General features: G+C 38.1%; 13 protein-coding genes. 10 read left to right on the top strand and 3 right to left on the bottom strand.

All coding sequences use genetic code 11. The features are described from left to right. Position 1 precedes the first annotated feature (1 nt). The 3 genes from KHA95_RS15180 (at position 2) to hemY (ending at position 3,109) form a co-directional block, all read left to right on the top strand. Positions 2-295, top strand: coding sequence for a metal-sulfur cluster assembly factor (locus tag KHA95_RS15180; protein ID WP_213138363.1), 294 nt, complete (start codon positions 2-4; stop codon positions 293-295). A gap of 275 nt (positions 296-570) precedes the next feature. Further along, the gene (locus KHA95_RS15175) at positions 571-1,662 is read left to right on the top strand and encodes a TIGR04053 family radical SAM/SPASM domain-containing protein (RefSeq protein WP_213138362.1); all 1,092 of its coding nucleotides are present in this window, start codon (positions 571-573) and stop codon (positions 1,660-1,662) included. Between the two features lie 16 nt (positions 1,663-1,678). Then, positions 1,679-3,109: a protoporphyrinogen oxidase gene (gene hemY, locus KHA95_RS15170; RefSeq protein ID WP_213138361.1), complete on the top strand. Its 1,431-nt coding sequence runs from the start codon at positions 1,679-1,681 to the stop codon at positions 3,107-3,109. 104 nt (positions 3,110-3,213) lie between these two features. On the opposite strand, the gene KHA95_RS15165 is transcribed toward hemY, so the two are convergent. Next, on the bottom strand, positions 3,214-3,822 hold the full coding sequence (locus tag KHA95_RS15165; protein ID WP_213138360.1) for a lysozyme inhibitor LprI family protein: 609 nt from the start codon (positions 3,820-3,822) through the stop codon (positions 3,214-3,216). A gap of 1,450 nt (positions 3,823-5,272) precedes the next feature. On the opposite strand from KHA95_RS15165, the gene KHA95_RS15160 reads away from it, so the two are divergent. The 3 genes from KHA95_RS15160 to KHA95_RS15150 are packed head-to-tail and all read left to right on the top strand — an operon-like array spanning position 5,273 to position 6,528. Then, a complete protein-coding gene (locus KHA95_RS15160) occupies positions 5,273-5,881 on the top strand; it encodes a methyltransferase (RefSeq protein WP_213138359.1) in 609 nt (202 codons plus the stop codon). A gap of 57 nt (positions 5,882-5,938) precedes the next feature. Further along, on the top strand, positions 5,939-6,169 hold the full coding sequence (locus KHA95_RS15155; RefSeq protein WP_213138358.1) for a hypothetical protein: 231 nt from the start codon (positions 5,939-5,941) through the stop codon (positions 6,167-6,169). Positions 6,170-6,222: 53 nt separating this feature from the next. Beyond that, entirely contained in the window at positions 6,223-6,528 is a 306-nt protein-coding gene (locus KHA95_RS15150; RefSeq protein ID WP_213138357.1) for a DUF3892 domain-containing protein, read from the top strand. 23 nt (positions 6,529-6,551) lie between these two features. Here the strand turns inward: KHA95_RS15150 and KHA95_RS15145 are convergent, their stop codons facing one another. Then, entirely contained in the window at positions 6,552-6,710 is a 159-nt protein-coding gene (locus tag KHA95_RS15145; protein WP_213138593.1) for a hypothetical protein, read from the bottom strand. A 100-nt stretch (positions 6,711-6,810) separates the two neighbouring features. On the opposite strand from KHA95_RS15145, the gene KHA95_RS15140 reads away from it, so the two are divergent. Together KHA95_RS15140 and KHA95_RS15135 are read left to right on the top strand one after the other, a co-directional pair. Continuing rightward, a complete protein-coding gene (locus KHA95_RS15140) occupies positions 6,811-7,683 on the top strand; it encodes a mechanosensitive ion channel family protein (RefSeq protein WP_213138356.1) in 873 nt (290 codons plus the stop codon). Between the two features lie 479 nt (positions 7,684-8,162). Continuing rightward, positions 8,163-8,882: a response regulator transcription factor gene (locus KHA95_RS15135; RefSeq protein WP_213138355.1), complete on the top strand. Its 720-nt coding sequence runs from the start codon at positions 8,163-8,165 to the stop codon at positions 8,880-8,882. Here the strand turns inward: KHA95_RS15135 and KHA95_RS15130 are convergent. Beyond that, positions 8,869-9,036, bottom strand: coding sequence for an anti-repressor SinI family protein (locus tag KHA95_RS15130; RefSeq protein WP_249316952.1), 168 nt, complete (start codon positions 9,034-9,036; stop codon positions 8,869-8,871). The two genes, KHA95_RS15135 and KHA95_RS15130, sit on opposite strands and share 14 nt — an antisense overlap. Positions 9,037-9,145: 109 nt before the next feature. Here KHA95_RS15130 and KHA95_RS15125 point away from each other — a divergent pair, with 109 nt between their 5' ends. Both KHA95_RS15125 and KHA95_RS15120 read left to right on the top strand, forming a co-directional pair. Further along, a complete protein-coding gene (locus KHA95_RS15125; RefSeq protein ID WP_213138354.1) occupies positions 9,146-14,362 on the top strand; it encodes an ATP-binding sensor histidine kinase in 5,217 nt (1,738 codons plus the stop codon). A gap of 74 nt (positions 14,363-14,436) precedes the next feature. Continuing rightward, the gene (locus KHA95_RS15120; RefSeq protein ID WP_213138353.1) at positions 14,437-15,936 is read left to right on the top strand and encodes an amidase; all 1,500 of its coding nucleotides are present in this window, start codon (positions 14,437-14,439) and stop codon (positions 15,934-15,936) included. Positions 15,937-16,017 lie beyond the last annotated feature (81 nt).

Below are 16,017 nucleotides of genomic sequence, written 5' to 3'. Positions count from 1 at the left end.
TGTGGTAGAAAACATCAAAGAAGTATTAAAGCTTGTTTATGACCCAGAGTTAGGAATAAGCATTATTGATCTTGGACTTGTTTATGATATGCAGTGTAATGATGGTGACATTTATATAAAAATGACGCTAACGACCCCAGGCTGCCCGATGCATGATTCAATTGTGAACAGTGTGAAGATCGCATTACTAGAAAAGCTCGACATTCAAACAGTCAACGTTGACGTTGTTTGGGAACCGCAATGGACTCCTGAAATGATTAGTGAAGAAGGAAAAATGATACTAGGAGCTTTTTAACTTGAATCAGAGGAAATCCCGCATTGGCGAGATGAATCCATATTGTATGTAAAAAACTCCCTGCTGATTAAAGGTAAGTTTCCGGCGATGTAACAGATTTTTTCGAACGGGCTCGAAAAAATCTGGACAATGAATTGATCAGGTATAGAAAATGAGTCGTTTTCTATACCTGTTTTTTATTATTTACCTTATTTTGTGACAACTATCACAGAGGGAATGTCCCTACTCAAATATAATTGCAGATGGAAGAATATTTAAAGAAGAGAGGAATTCACATGTTTCCGATCGTAAAAGAACGAGATTATAACGTAAATCCTTTCATTGTTATATGGGAAGTCACGCGTGCCTGCGCATTAAAATGTCTGCATTGTCGAGCGGAGGCGCAATATAAAGCCGATCCGCGTCAGCTTTCTTTTGAGGAAGGGAAAAGGCTCATTGATGAGATTGCTGAAATGGATCATCCGCTATTTGTATTCACGGGAGGAGACCCTTTAATGCGGCCAGATTTATATAATCTTGCTCGCTATGCGATTGAAGAAAAAAAGCTGCCTGTTTCGATGACACCAAGCGCAACACCAAGAGTTACATTCAAAGCGATCCAAAAGGCGAAAGAAGTGGGCTTGTCACGATGGGCCTTCAGTCTTGATGGATCGTGTGCGGAAATTCACGACCATTTTAGAGGAACAAAAGGTTCGTATGATATGACGATGAGGGGGATTGAATATTTGAAGGAAATGAGCATCCCCATCCAAGTCAATACGACCGTATCAAACTATAATCTCCATGATCTCGAAGCGATATCTCAAAAAGTGGAAGAGATGGGGGCTGTCCTTTGGAGTTTGTTTTTCCTCGTTCCAACGGGCCGCGGGATGGAAAAAGATATGATTACCCCGGAGCAACACGAAGAAGTTATGAAATGGTTGTATCGTATTCAGCGAAAAATGCCTTATGGAGTGAAAACTACGGAGGCACCTTTTTACCGCAGAGTTTTCCTTCAGGAGAAGCAAAAAATGGGTGAGACACTAAGCAATCAAGTAGGGAAACGGGAAGATTTGCTCGGTCGTGCCCATAAAAGCGTCAATGACGGGGATGGATTTGTTTTTATTAGCCATATTGGCGATGTGTATCCGAGCGGCTTTCTCCCTGTTGTATGCGGAAATGTGAGGGAGCAATCGCTTGCCGATATTTATCGGAATTCATCTGTCATGCAAGAGCTGCGTAATAAATCGCTATTAAAAGGCAAATGTGGCGTTTGTGAATTCAAGGAAATTTGCGGCGGCTCCCGCTCAAGAGCGTATGCCGTTACAGGTGACTATTTGGAAAGCGATCCATCATGCGCGTATATTCCAAAGGCCCTTGCAAGATAAAGGAGTAGATCAAAGAATGGTCAACGAACAAAGAAAGATTGTCATTATAGGCGGAGGAATAACAGGATTAGTAGCGGCTTTTTATACGAAAAAAAGGTATGAAAAGCTATGCATTCCTGTTGAAATTACGATTGTTGAAAAAGGTAAAGCATTAGGTGGAAAAATCCAAACGATTCGCCGTGCCGGCTTTATCATTGAAAGGGGACCTGACTCCTTTTTAGCTCGAAAGCCTTCCATCTTGGCGCTGACAAAGGAATTAGGAATTGAAAATGAGTTAATCGCAACGGATCCGAGCAATAAAGCGAACTATATTTTACACAAAGGCAAGCTTCATCCAATGCCCCTTGGTCTCGTTCTCGGTATTCCGACGGAAATAAAACCATTTATAAAAACGGGGCTTATTTCTCCACTTGGAAAAGTCCGTGCGGCATTCGATTTACTTTTACCAAAAAAGAAAGACGGAGGCGATGAAGCATTAGGAAGCTTTATTAAACGAAGACTGGGAAAAGAGGTGTTAGAAAATATTACCGAACCACTTCTTGCAGGTATTTATGCGGGGGATACAGAAACATTAAGTTTAGATTCTACCTTTCCACAGTTTAAACAACTAGAACAAAAACATCGCAGTTTGATGGTTGGAATGCTTGCGAGTAAAAAGAAACAGCGAACTGTACCAAACTTGCCAGAAATTGCGCAAAAGAGTTTATTTCTTTCATATAAAAATGGACTTGCTACTGTTATAGAATCGCTTGTTCAAGCTTTACATACAGAGCAAATCATAACAGGACAAGGCGTTACAAAAATTAAGAAAAGAGAGGGCTGTTTTCAGCTCACTTTGGAGAACGATGAAGAGCTTTACGCGGATGGCGTGATTGTCGCCGCACAAGCTCCGCAAGCAGCCAAACTGTTTCCCGAGCAAGCAATTATGAATACTCTTGGACAAACGAACTATGTGTCTGTTGCGAATGTCGCTTTAGCGTACAATCAGGAAGATATCTCTTTTCCGATGACAGGATCTGGATTTGTTGTGCCGCGTAAAGAAGGTAGAACAATTACTGCCTGCACATGGTCATCATCGAAATGGGCACATGTAGCTCCGCAAGGAAAAGTTTTATTGCGCACATATATTGGACGTTCTGGTGCGGAGGAGTGGGTGCACTTATCAGACGAAGAAATCCTCACGAATGTACAAAAGGATTTGCAAGAAATTATGGGCGTTACGAGTAAGCCATCCTTTTCCATCATCTCTCGCCACCATCACTCGATGCCCCAATACGAGGTAGGTCATTTGGAAAAACTGAGAAAGACAAGGGAGCAATTGAAAAATCAAATGCCAGGTATTTTTCTATGCGGAGCCGGGTATGAAGGTGTTGGCATCCCAGATTGCATCCGGCAAGGAAAAACGGCAGCAGAGGAAATGGTTGAATTCATAGAAAAGCAGAAATAATTTATAGAAGGCAGTCTTAAAGGCATTTTTCAAGTGGCATGCCTTTAAGATTTCTTCAACTAAAAGGCAAGGAGTGAATTATTATTCCACTACTTAGATGTATATCAAATATAAACTTCAACTAATTCATAACATCTTTCTTCTGTCAGATTTGCTAGAACAGTTACATATTCTAACTGTTCCATCGTACCGCCCTCATATTTTAGCGATGCTTCTTTTGCGGCAGCATCTCTGTTGTTTATCCAATTCCTTTGCTCTTCTCTTAATTGTTCCATCTCATCAGTAGAAAGTTGATCTTTTAGGACTCCATAAATTTCATTTAACAATTCGTCCCAAACATCATATCTATCACCTTCCACTTTTTTCATTTCATATGTAATGGCAGCTTCCGAGTTTTTTTGTATTTCATCCATTTCTTTTTTAGTAGTATTTAATTTTTGAAGATACTCTTCCTTTAGACTCGCTGAATTATGTGCAGTAGTTGCATCTTCATCTTTTGCTGGTGCATCTGATGTATCCGATTTTTCGTTTGAATTATTGTTTGTTTCCATGATATCTGAATTAGTGTTGTCAGTGCTTGAAGCTGTTTCTGGTGGTTCTGCATTAGAAGAATTGTCATTTGGATTTTGTGACTGGTTATCTACATCAGAGTTTCCACATGCAGCTAATAAGACTGTAAATATTACTATTAAAATTTTATTATTAATTTTCATAATAATAGCCTCCTTTTGTAATAAAAATTCGTACTCTTTATTAAAGATATTAGTTTTTATTACCAATTGCAATGAAACGCAATTTCTGCTAAGACTTGAAACTCTTCCACCGAAAATTGAATACTCTTAATTTAGTTGAAACAAAAAAGGAGATTATTCACCTCCAATACCTTTTAGCAATAAAAGCACCTTTTCAAATAATTAATAATAATGCATAGCATGTCTATTAGGAATGTTCTAAAATCCTTATTTGTGAAAAGGTTGCTTTTTGTGTCTATTAGAGCTGCTCTAAAATCCCGAATTCGTGAAAAGGCTGGATTTCGTGTCTAATAGGAACGTTCTAAAATCCCGAATTGGTGAAAAGGCTGCATTTCGTGTCTAATAGGAATGTTCTAAAATCCTTATTTGTGAAAAGACTGCATTTCGTGTCTAATAGGGACGTTCTAAAATCCTATATTCGTGAAAAAGATGCATTACAAGTCTATTAGAGCTGCTCTAAAATCCCGAATTGGTGAAAAGGCTGCATTTCGTGTCTAATAGGAATGTTCTAAAATCCTTATTTGTGAAAAGACTGCATTTCGTGTCTAATAGGGACGTTCTAAAATCCTATATTCGTGAAAAAGATGCATTACAAGTCTATTAGAGCTGCTCTAAAATCCCGAATTGGTGAAAAGGCTGGATTTCATGTCTAATAGGAATGTTCTAAAATCCCGAATTCGTGAAAAGGCTGGATTTCATGTCTAATAGGAATGTTCTAAAATCCTATATTCGTGAAAAAGATGCATTACATGTCTATTAGAGCGGCTCTAAAATCCCGAATTGGTGAAAAGGCTGCATTTCGTGTCTAATAGGAACGTTCTAAAATCCTATATTCGTGAAAAAGATGCATTACATGTCTAATAGGAACGTTCTAAAATCCTATATTCGTGAAAAGGCTGGATTTCATGTCTAATAGGAATGTTCTAAAATCCTAAATTTGTGAAAAGGCTGTATTCCATGTCTAATAGGAATGTTCTAAAATCCCGAATTGGTGAAAAGGCTGCATTTCGTGTCTATTAGAGCTGCTCTAAAACCCCGAACTTCCGAAAGAAGGCCATTCATGTTCAATAGACTTGTTCTAAATCCCGAATTTGTGAAAAGAATGCATTACATGTCTAATAGGAATGCACTAAAATCCCGAATTCGTGAAAAGGCTGGATTTCATGTCTAATAGGAATGTTCTAAAATCCCGAATTGGTGAAAAGGCTGCATTACATGTCTATTAGGGCTGCTCTAAAACCCCGAACTTCCGAAAGAAGGCCATTCATGTTCAATAGACTTGTTCTAAATCCAATTTTCCTGAAATAAAGGGATTCTCAGGTAATAACCGTTTAGCTGATGGATAAAGATTCCGATCTTTCGCACTCCAACATGTATAATAAAGGTACGAACTTTCCGATAGGAGCGAATCATGAAGGAATATTATTATGATAAATTATTAAATATTAAAACGAGCGGCGATCAAAACGAAGCAAGTTTGTCCTTTCATTATCATCGTTATGAACCGACGCCATATTATGCATTGGAGCAACTTTTTCAACAATATGAACTTAAAAGCAGTGATCGGGTTGTCGATTTCGGCTGCGGAAAAGGCCGGTTAAACTTTTTCATTCACCATTTATTCAAGGCTACGGTCGTTGGGATTGAAATGAATGAAAAGCTTTATCAAGAGGCGCTAAAAAATCGTAGCACGTATGGCGGAAAATCCAAAATTAAGTTGGAACAAATTCACTTTCATTGCTGCTTAGCTGAAGAATATGAAATTGATCCGCAAGACAACCGTTTTTACTTTTTTAATCCATTTTCTATTCAAATTTTCATGGGGATTATTCATAACATTTTATTGTCCGCGGAAAGAAACATCCGTGATATTGAAATTGTTTTGTATTATGGCTCAGAAGAGTATATGTTTTTCTTAGAAAATCACACGTTTTTTGAATTTAAAGAGGAAATCATTATTCCAGGGGTATACGAGCGTAATTCGTATGAGCGATTTTTGATTTATCGATTGGCGATTTAAGAAATTTACGAAACTTTTATCATGTAACGCCGTAGTAAAAACATAGGAGGGATGAAATTGAAAAAGGCGATTATGTTTGCAGGCATTTTTATCGTTGCTTTTATGGCATTACAAATTGTTTCAGGGTTACTGCTAACAATGGCTTACACCCCAAACTTTATGGGGGCGGTGGCTAAATCATCACAAGTGGATTTTGGGCAAATGAATATATTTTCACTATTGCTGATTGCTTTACTATCATCGGCTACTGCTTTTGTAATAACGAAAAAATGGCGAACGAACTTGTAGGCAGATGAATAAATGTGCTGGGATGGCAGAGGATAATAGTGGAGGTGCGAAAAATGGATCAACAGGACTTTGAGAAAATTTATAACGAGTACCGGGAAAACGAGAACCATTCAGATGGATCCGAAGCCAATTCCAGCGGAAAAGAAGAAATTGTTGCGGTCAGAAAAAATAATGATGGCAACATTATTGCCTTTAAAACTAATACAGGGCGAGAGTTGGATTATGTGACAGCATTACATGAGGCGAAAGCTGGGAATATCGCTCATATCGATGTGTTCCATAAGTATGGCAGAGACATTATTCGCAGCGAGCCAGATGGAATTGAGGAAAATAATTTAGATAACCTACCGACATTCTAGCCCCCTAACGGGGCTTATTCCATTCACAAATTATTATTTTGTTGTTCGATTTCTTTTTCCGCTAAAAATAAATTCCCGCTTTCCCTCGCACGATGTTCGTCAACCGAATCACCGGGTTCAAGGTTGTTCTGAATTGCCTGCATCGCCACTTTTTCTTCTGTTGAATTCTTTTTTCTCTCCATTTCAATCAATCCCTCCATTCATAGCTAGTCTTTACGAAATCGATCGGTTCATTCATAATTATTCTATGGACATCTTTTGCAAATAAAGGGGTTAAACAATATGAATGAGTTTTTTATGATGCTCCAAAATCTTTTTGATTTTAATTATGAAAAGGTAAGAGATTATTTCGTTACGTTGTTTTTAACGATTCTTTTTACTTATTTCTTGATTATTATCATCAGAGCAATCCTGAGACAGATTTTTAAACATATGAGCCTTTTAGAAGAAAAAAAGAAAGAAACGATTGAAAGTGTCGTTAAAAATACATCGCGCTATATATTTGCGACGATTATTTTAATCGCCGCCATTAAACCATTCGTAGTAGATTTAAAAGAAGTTATTTTAGCTGGAGGAATTATTGCCGCTGTTATTGGGTTTGGGGCGCAAAAGTTAATCAATGATATCATTAGCGGGATTTTCATGATCTTTGAAGGAACGATTAAACGCGGGGACTTTATTCATATTAATGGTGAACTTGAAGGGGGGACCGTTGAGGAATTAGGGTTTCGCATCGTCAAGATCCGATTAATTAACGGAAAGCTCGTGACGATTTCCAATGGGGAAATTCGCAAGACGGTAAATGGATCGGTGGAAAAAAGACGGATTTTCGAAAGTGTTATCGTCTCATTTGATCAAAATCCAGGAGAGGTTTTTCCAATCTTACAAGATGTTTGCAATGAACTAAACGAAAGGCAAGCAGATTATTTAAAAGTGGATAAGGAGCTTGGCGAATACGTTGAAATGTATAAAATATATGGATTGCATTCCCTTGATGCAAGTCCATTAGGATACAAGTTTACAATCGTTGCAACGGTGAATGATACGGACTATCTAGCCGCTTCTCTAGAAGCGAAAAAAATATTAGCCCAAAAATTATATGATAATCAGATTAAGCTTGCTGTGCAATCGATCAATATGGGTTCCCGAGCTTAAGGAAATAGTGTCTGCTCACGTTACATTAACGCTTTTTGTAACGAGCAGGCATTTTTTTAAAAAAGATTAGTGGAAAATATAGTAAAAAGAACGTATAGTAAGAATACTCTCTTGATTGTAGAAATTCCTTAGAAAAAACGTAATGATGTTGTGCTTCGAGATATTTGTGGCATTGTTATCAGGGATTATTCACTTTTTACATAGGTATGGGTGGCTGGCTAGAAGCGTATCTTAATTTTACTCTTTCTTGAGGATCTAGTACTGCCTATGAAGGGACGGGTGGCTAGATTTTTTAAAAAGGTGAATTTGAAAATAATGGTATCACATTGTTTTGAAAAATGGTAAAATAGAACTAGATTTTATATTTAGAAAATTCCGATAGAGATAGTTAAATGTTTTTTAAAAAGCTAGTCGTATGAACGAATTTATAACTACGATTATTAACTAGATAAAACTCGTACTGAAATGGGGGCAGTCTGTTGGATAAGGAAAAAATCCTTGTTGTCGATGATGATCCTGATATTCGTAAAGTGCTGCAATTGTATTTATGTAAATCAGGCTATGACGTCATTGAAGCGGAAAATGGTGAAATCGCTTTAACAATATTTGATCAAGTATCACCAGATTTGCTCATTTTAGATGTGATGATGCCTGGAATGGATGGATTAGAGTTATGTCAAATGATTAGACGAAAAAGCGATATTCCTATTTTATTTTTAAGTGCGAAAGAAGATGATGTCGATAAAATTGTTGGTCTAGGTGTCGGCGGTGACGATTACGTATCAAAACCCTTTAGTCCATCTGTGTTGACTGCTAAAGTAAAGGCCCACCTGCGAAGAAGACGTTTTCTGGATAAGCGAATCACTCAATCGGAACATGAGAATAAAGGAAGAAAATCAATGATTATTTATGAAGGCTTAGTCATTGATCAAGAATCATATTCTGTGAAGGTAAATCATCAGGAAATACATTTGTCAGCAAAAGAGTATCAAATCTTAAGTTTGCTAGCTATGAATCCAAATCGGGTTTACACGGCAGAGCAGCTATTTCATAAGATTTGGGGCGAAGATAGCTTCGGTGACCATCGAACAGTTATGGTACATATTAGTAATCTACGGAAAAAGGTCGAAGCTGATCCGACCCAACCTAGATTTATTACGACGGTTAGAGGGATTGGATATAAGTTCACTGCTTCCTAATGATGAACGGATCGGTTTTATATAAAAAAGTCCGTATGTCATCCACTGTCAGACCGATCTCTCTAGCTGATTGGAGTAATGCCACCCATTCTTCGTCCAATGGCATTTCTTGCAGACTATCTTCTATTATTAGTCTTTGTTCGATTTGCTTCAAAAGAGATCACTCCTAACATGTATTGAATCCTATCGTACACCCTATTGTATAAACTGCGTTCAAAATTATCTAAAGATTCGTTAAAGTTTTTTCGTAAGGGAGGCTGCTTATGAATGTGCAAGTTGATTTAAAAATGAATTTGCCCGGATACGAAATGATTCAAGAGTTGGACACAAATCGGTCGTGGAACTTTTATAGCGCATTCGATCAATCATCTGGAAAAACCGTATTGATTAAAGGGCATGTCAAAGAGCATACCAATTCTCATGACTTAGCGGCAGCAACCCATGAATTTCATTTGATGAAGGAACTTCACATGAATGGGATGTTAGTCCCTATCGCTCTGGAAAAACATTGGAATCGGCCCTTTCTTATTATGGAGCCTTTTGATGGTATTTCCTTAAGTACCTTTATGAACAATAAAAAAATCGATATCGACATGTTTATCAATATTGCAAAAGAATTAACGGCAATGATCAATAAGCTCCATAACCATCATGTGATTCATAAAAACATTCAACCGGATAATATTTTAGTGAATAAACAAGCGACTCGTGTAAAACTAACAGGTTTTTATCACGCTGCGAAGCTTAGACGTGAAAATCATCGTTCCCACGTTAATCCCTATACGTTAGGAAGACAATTGATGTATATTGCACCTGAGCAAACAGGGCGTTTATATCGATATCTCGATTATCGTTCTGATCTTTATTCATTGGGCGTCGTGTTTTACGAGATGTTAACGGGAAACGTCCCATTTGAAAGAGAAGATCCAATCGAACTTGTTCATGCGCATATTGCCAAAAATCCGGTTCCACCCATTGAAGTAAACCCTTTTCTCCCTCAAATGCTATCAGAGATTGTTATGAAGTTATTAGCTAAAATGCCGGAATCACGTTACCAAAGTGCGTCGGGATTAACCTATGATTTAATTGAATTCGAGAAGTTGTGGAAAGCAGAGGAGACAACCTCGCAGTTTTTATTAGCACAAAAAGATACCCCACAAAGCTTTGAAATCGGTGAAAAACTATATGGGCGAGAAGAGGCGATTGAGAGCCTACTTTCGGCTTTTGAACATACGTGTAAAGGCCATTGTACGTTCGTATTAATACCAGGTGTCTCGGGAATTGGAAAAACAGCCCTCGTCAATGAGGTACAAAAACCACTTGTTCGCAATAAGGGCTATTTTATTTCAGGAAAGTTTGATCAATTGAAAAGCCAAGTTCCATACGCCCCTCTCATTCATGCTTTTCAGGACTTGTTGAAACAAGCAATGGCAGAAGGAGAAAAAAGTATTCGAAATTGGAAAGCTCGATTGGAATCTGAACTTGGAGCCTATTTACCTGTCATTGCAAAAATACTCCCAGAGATAAAATGGATCACAGGAGAGCTTCCAGAGCCCGAAGTATTGCCAGCAATTGAAACGAAAAACCGAAACCGATACGCTCTTTTGACATTCGTTCACGTATTCGCCCAGGAACAGCATCCACTCGTGTTATTTTTTGATGATTTACAATGGGCAGATCAAGCAACATTAGATTTAGTGCAATTTATCCTTTCACAACAAAAAACGAGTTATTTATTTGTCATTGGTGCTTATCGAGATAACGAAGTGGATATTACTCACCCTTTTCGTGTGATGTTAAACGAATTACAAGAACATGAAGGTTTAATGAAATCGATTCCTCTTAAGCCACTGCAAAAAAAGCATATCGAAGAATGGGTTGCCAATTCTTTATTGTGTGAAGTGAATGAAGGAGCGGAATTAGCTAGTCTTATGTACAAAATTACACAGGGAAATCCGTTCTTTATGAAGCAATTATTTCAATCTTTTTATGATCAGCAATTGATTAAATATGATGAGAAACAAATAAAATGGATAAGTGACCCTCTGAAGTTGTCCAAATTAGATATTCAAGAGGATATTATTCGTTTTATCGCAAAACGATTTTACAAGCTACCAGAAGAAACGCAAAAATTATTAAAGCTTGCATCATGCATCGGAAATCAATTTGATTTAAATGTTCTCAGTGCCGTTTATGAAAAAAACAGTGTCGTAACTACGAACACACTTTGGAAAGGGTTAGAGGAAGGACTGTTATTACCCCTTAGTCCTAGTTATAAATGGATCTATTCAAATGAAGATTTGCAAGTGAAGGAGGAACAACCTTTACTGTATCGATTTTTACATGATCGGGTGCAGCAAGCGATTTATTCCACGATGACAACGGAGGAGCTAGAGAACAACCATTTAACGATTGGCAAACTATTATTGGATTATTATACGGGGAAAAATAGCTTTGAAGAATACATATTTGTGATTGTGAATCATTTGAATCATTGCCGAAATCGCTTAAATAACAATGAGAAGCTTCAACTTGCTGAGTGGAACACGATCGCGGGCGAAAAGGCAAAGCAAGGTGCGGCATTTAAAGCATCACTCTCGTTTTTTACCATTGCAAAAGAATTATTAGGTGAGAATGGATGGGAGACTCATAATGAATTAACGACTAAAATTACGATCGGACTTGGAGAAGTCGAATACTTGGATAATGAATTTGAAAATGCTGAGAAGAGATTTGACGAGGCATTAGAACGGGTTCAATCTAAGCAGGACCAACTTAAAATATATAATTTAAAAATCGCTTTATATATCCATTTGCATCGTGTTGAGGAAGCTGTTGATTGTGGACTAAAGGCATTGCAATTATTCGGATTGACCTTAAATAAACGACCTGGAAAAGCTGCAATTGCATGGGAATTTTTACAGACAAAGATTGCCCTTAGAACTCGAAAGGCAAACGATTTGAAAAGATTGCCAAAGATGAAGGAGGGAGATGAGCGTCTCATTATGCAGACGTTAATCAATATGAACGCTCCCGCCTACCATGTAGATCAAAATTTAGCCACATTATTAATGCTAAAGGCATTCAACTATATGATGAAACATGGAACGGTTGATCTATCCGCCCTCGTCTATAATAATTACTCACTTATTTTAAGTGCAGGTTTCCATCAATACAAAGACAGTTATGAATACGGTCAACTCGCGCTTCATTATGCTGAGAATAGCCAAAACTCCCATTTGTTAGGGAGGGTTTATTTTGTATATGCAAGCTTTGTGAATCATTGGAAAAAGCATTTAATGTTTAATCAGCAATATTTAGAGCGTTCACAAAAATATTGCATCGAATCAGGAAATTTCCATTTAGCTGGTGCGGCAAGTTCGTTTATTTGTATAGCTAGTTTTTTACAGGGGCATAGATTAGTAGGAACGCTGCAAATCATTGATCAGCAGCTCCAATTCACGAAGCAAATACAATATGATTTATCAAAAAACTTTTTGAATGAATTAACGTATTGGATTGATATATTGCAAGAAACAGCAAAAGTGCCCGATTGGAATCTTGTGCAAATGACAGATGATCAATCAGCCGAAATTGTTCATTACACACTCCGATTGCAGCTTACTTATATTCTTGATGAACAAGATGTAGCAAAGTCTTTATTAAAGAAGCTTAATCAGCTCGTTGACTCATCTTTAGTTCTCATTATTGCACCTGAATATTACTTTTATGAAGCATTGTGGATGATGAAAATGTACAGCAGCGAAAAAGTCGAGAGAAGGCTCTATATTCGCAAGCGACTAAAAAAACATCTTTCACTTTGGAAAAGATGGGCGAAGGAATCACCAGAAAACTATCTGCACAAATATTTGCTAATCAAAGCGGAAGAGGCACGGATGAAAAAAAGAATGTCAAAAGCAGCATTATTGTATGATCAAGCGATTGTTCAAGCACAGAAAAACGGGTTTATTCAAGATACGGCGATTGCAAACGAATGTGCGGGTTATTTTTATTTTGGTAGAGGGTTGCCTTATGTTGCAAAAGTTTATATACAAGCAGCCCATTCTGCCTATGAAAACTGGGGAGCAAGCCGAAAAGCATTGTTGCTTAGAAATAAGCACCGAGATTTATTCGTGGATGGAAACCAAGCCGTAATTCAAACAGATGAATTGGAACAATATTCATTTGACTATGCGACAGTGATGAAGGCAGCCCAAGCCTTTTCTGGAGAAATTGTATTAGAGAAACTGATTGCGCGTTTGATGGACATTGTTTTAGAAAATAGTGGAGCTCAAAAAGCCGTTATGTTTTTAAAAATAGAAGAACAATTAAAAGCCGTAGCGCAAGGGAATATAAAGAAAACAATTACATTAATTGACGAAGAAGATGTCGTAGAGTACCCTGCAAATATTGTTCACTATGTAGAAAGAAGTCTTGATCCAGTCGTCCTTACAAATGGTGCGGTTACAGGTGTGTTTACAAATGATGATTATATGAAAGCTTATGATCCAAAATCGATCTTATGTTTTCCGATTTTACATCAAGGAAAACTCATTGGTGCCTTATATTTAGAAAATAATATGGTGACGCATGCTTTTACGAAGGAAAGAATTGATTTGCTAAATTTTCTTTCCTCACAAGCAGCGATTTCATTGGAAAATGCTTTTTTATATAGAAACTTAGAAAAAAAGGTAAAAGAACGTACAGCTCTCTTGGAATCAGCATACGAAAACCTAGAAAAGGCGAATCAACATTTGGCTCAAGAAGAGAAACGCAGGCGGCAATTTTTATCTGATATATCCCATGATCTAAGATCACCACTCACCTCGGCACAAGGGTATATTGAGGCTATTTTAGATGGGGTGATTGAAAAAGAGGAAGATCAATTCTTGTACCTTGAGAGAAGTCATCAACGTTTATTAACACTTAATCGGATGATCCATGATCTATTCGAATTGGCTAAGCTAGAGTCACGCGGATTATCATTTGATATGGAATATGTACCTTGCGATCAGTTGCTGAAACATCTTAGCAACCAATTTGAGCCTGATATTATAGATGCACATCTTACCTTTACGATGCTGATCGAATCACATTCTCAAGAAAATCGTTATCCACTTGTAAAAGTGGATATTAGAAGGATGGAACAAGTTATTCAAAACCTAGTTTCGAATGCGATTAAATTTACAAAAACAGGCGGAATTACATTACAGTATACGTATGACGAGTTTAATAAAGAGGCAATGTTTACGCTTGAGGACACAGGAGTTGGCATTTCAAAGGATGAATTACCATTCATATTTGAACGGTTTTACACAAAATCCTCCGAGAGAAAGGATGGGCATGGCTTAGGACTCGCAATATGTAAGGAAATTATTCATTACCACCAGGGGGAAATTACGGCCGAAAGCATCGAGGGGCAAGGGACAAGGTTTAATATCTCTCTTCCCGTTTATGAACTAGAAGAAGCTTTTGAATGAACAGGCCAAATAATTGGTTCGCCTCGCTTTCAATGATACAGTTAAGATAAATAATATGTAGATGGGGTGGAGAAATGGATATAAAAACATACATATCATTAGATGCGACGGACATGGCTGAGCTCATTCAAAAAAAAGAAGTTGCACCGATTGAACTGATTGAATTAAGCTTGCAGCAATTAGAAAAGGTCAATCCGACATTAAATGCTGTTACACATGTACGGAAGGAAAAAGTGTTAGAAGAAGCGAAGCGATTAAAAATTGATGACCGGCCATTTGCAGGTGTGCCGATCCTCTTGAAAAATATATCACAATCACTAAAAGATGAGCCGATGACTTCGGGAGCATCATTATTCAAATCAATGATCTCAAACCATCATTCCAATTTTGTCCAGAAGCTTGAAGATGCAGGGTTTTTATTTTTAGGACATACAAACACACCGGAATTTGGCTTGAAAAATATAACAGAACCTGAACTGCATGGACCAACAAGAAGTCCATGGAATACTGACTATTCCCCAGGCGGATCAAGTGGAGGTGCGGCTGCGGCGATTACGGGTGGGATTGTACCGCTCGCAGGTGCAAGCGATGGCGGAGGCTCGATCCGTATTCCAGCATCGTTCTCTAGTTTATTTGGTCTAAAACCTACAAGAGGACGGACACCGGTTGGTCCTGGAGTAGGTCGTCAATGGCAAGGCGCATCGATTGATTTCGTACTTAGTCGCACGGTGCGAGATAGCGCGGCGATGATTGATGCATTGCAAGTCGTTCAACAATCGGCGGCTTTCCATACACCGCTTCTTCCGGGAAGTTCTTTAGACGTGCTTCATCGTCCGTTCAAAAAACAATTGCGTATTGCTTTTACAACCAAATCTCCTGTTGACACGCCGGTTTCTGAAGAGGCGAAGGGAGCAGTTGAAAAAGTTGTGCGTTGGTTGGAGCAGGAAGGACATATCGTTGAGGAACAGGCAAATGATGTAAATGGTGTTCAATTGATGAAAGATTACTTTTTAATGAATAGCGGAGAAATTTCTTCGGTAATTGAGCAAATTGAAGCCGGAGTCGGGCGAGCAATTACAGCGGATGACGTTGAAATTGAAACATGGTTGCTAAATGAAGCCGGAAAGTCTGTATCAGCTGCGAAATATTCTGCAAGCCTTGCTTCATGGGATACAGCCGCAGAACAGATGGCTGCCTTCCATGAAACATATGATCTTTATATTACACCAGCAACGGCATTCACCGCACCGAAAATTGGTGAGTTGACACATTCTAAAGAGGAGCAGGAACGATTGCGTGGCATGATGGCTGAAACAAACAATAGCGATCAGAAACAAGCGTTAATTTGGGATATGTTCTTACCGAGCTTAACGTATACGCCATTTACACAGCTTGCCAATTTAACAGGGCAGCCGGCAATGTCGCTTCCGGTTCATCTTTCAGATGCGGGGCTGCCAATCGGCGTGCAAGTAATGGCGAAAAAAGGCGAAGAAAGACTGCTCTTACAGCTTGCTTCCCAGCTAGAACAAACGGATTTATGGGTGGGGATGAATGGAGAGGCAAAGTTAAAATAATACAAACAATTCAAAATAGCTGTTGACTTAAAAAAATAGATCAACTATAATTCATATGAGTTTACTAAAGTAATAAAATAC

Source organism: Bacillus sp. FJAT-50079 (assembly GCF_018343515.1).
GTDB lineage: Bacteria > Bacillota > Bacilli > Bacillales > Bacillaceae_C > Lederbergia.
This window is presented reverse-complemented; position numbering and strand designations above follow the sequence as displayed.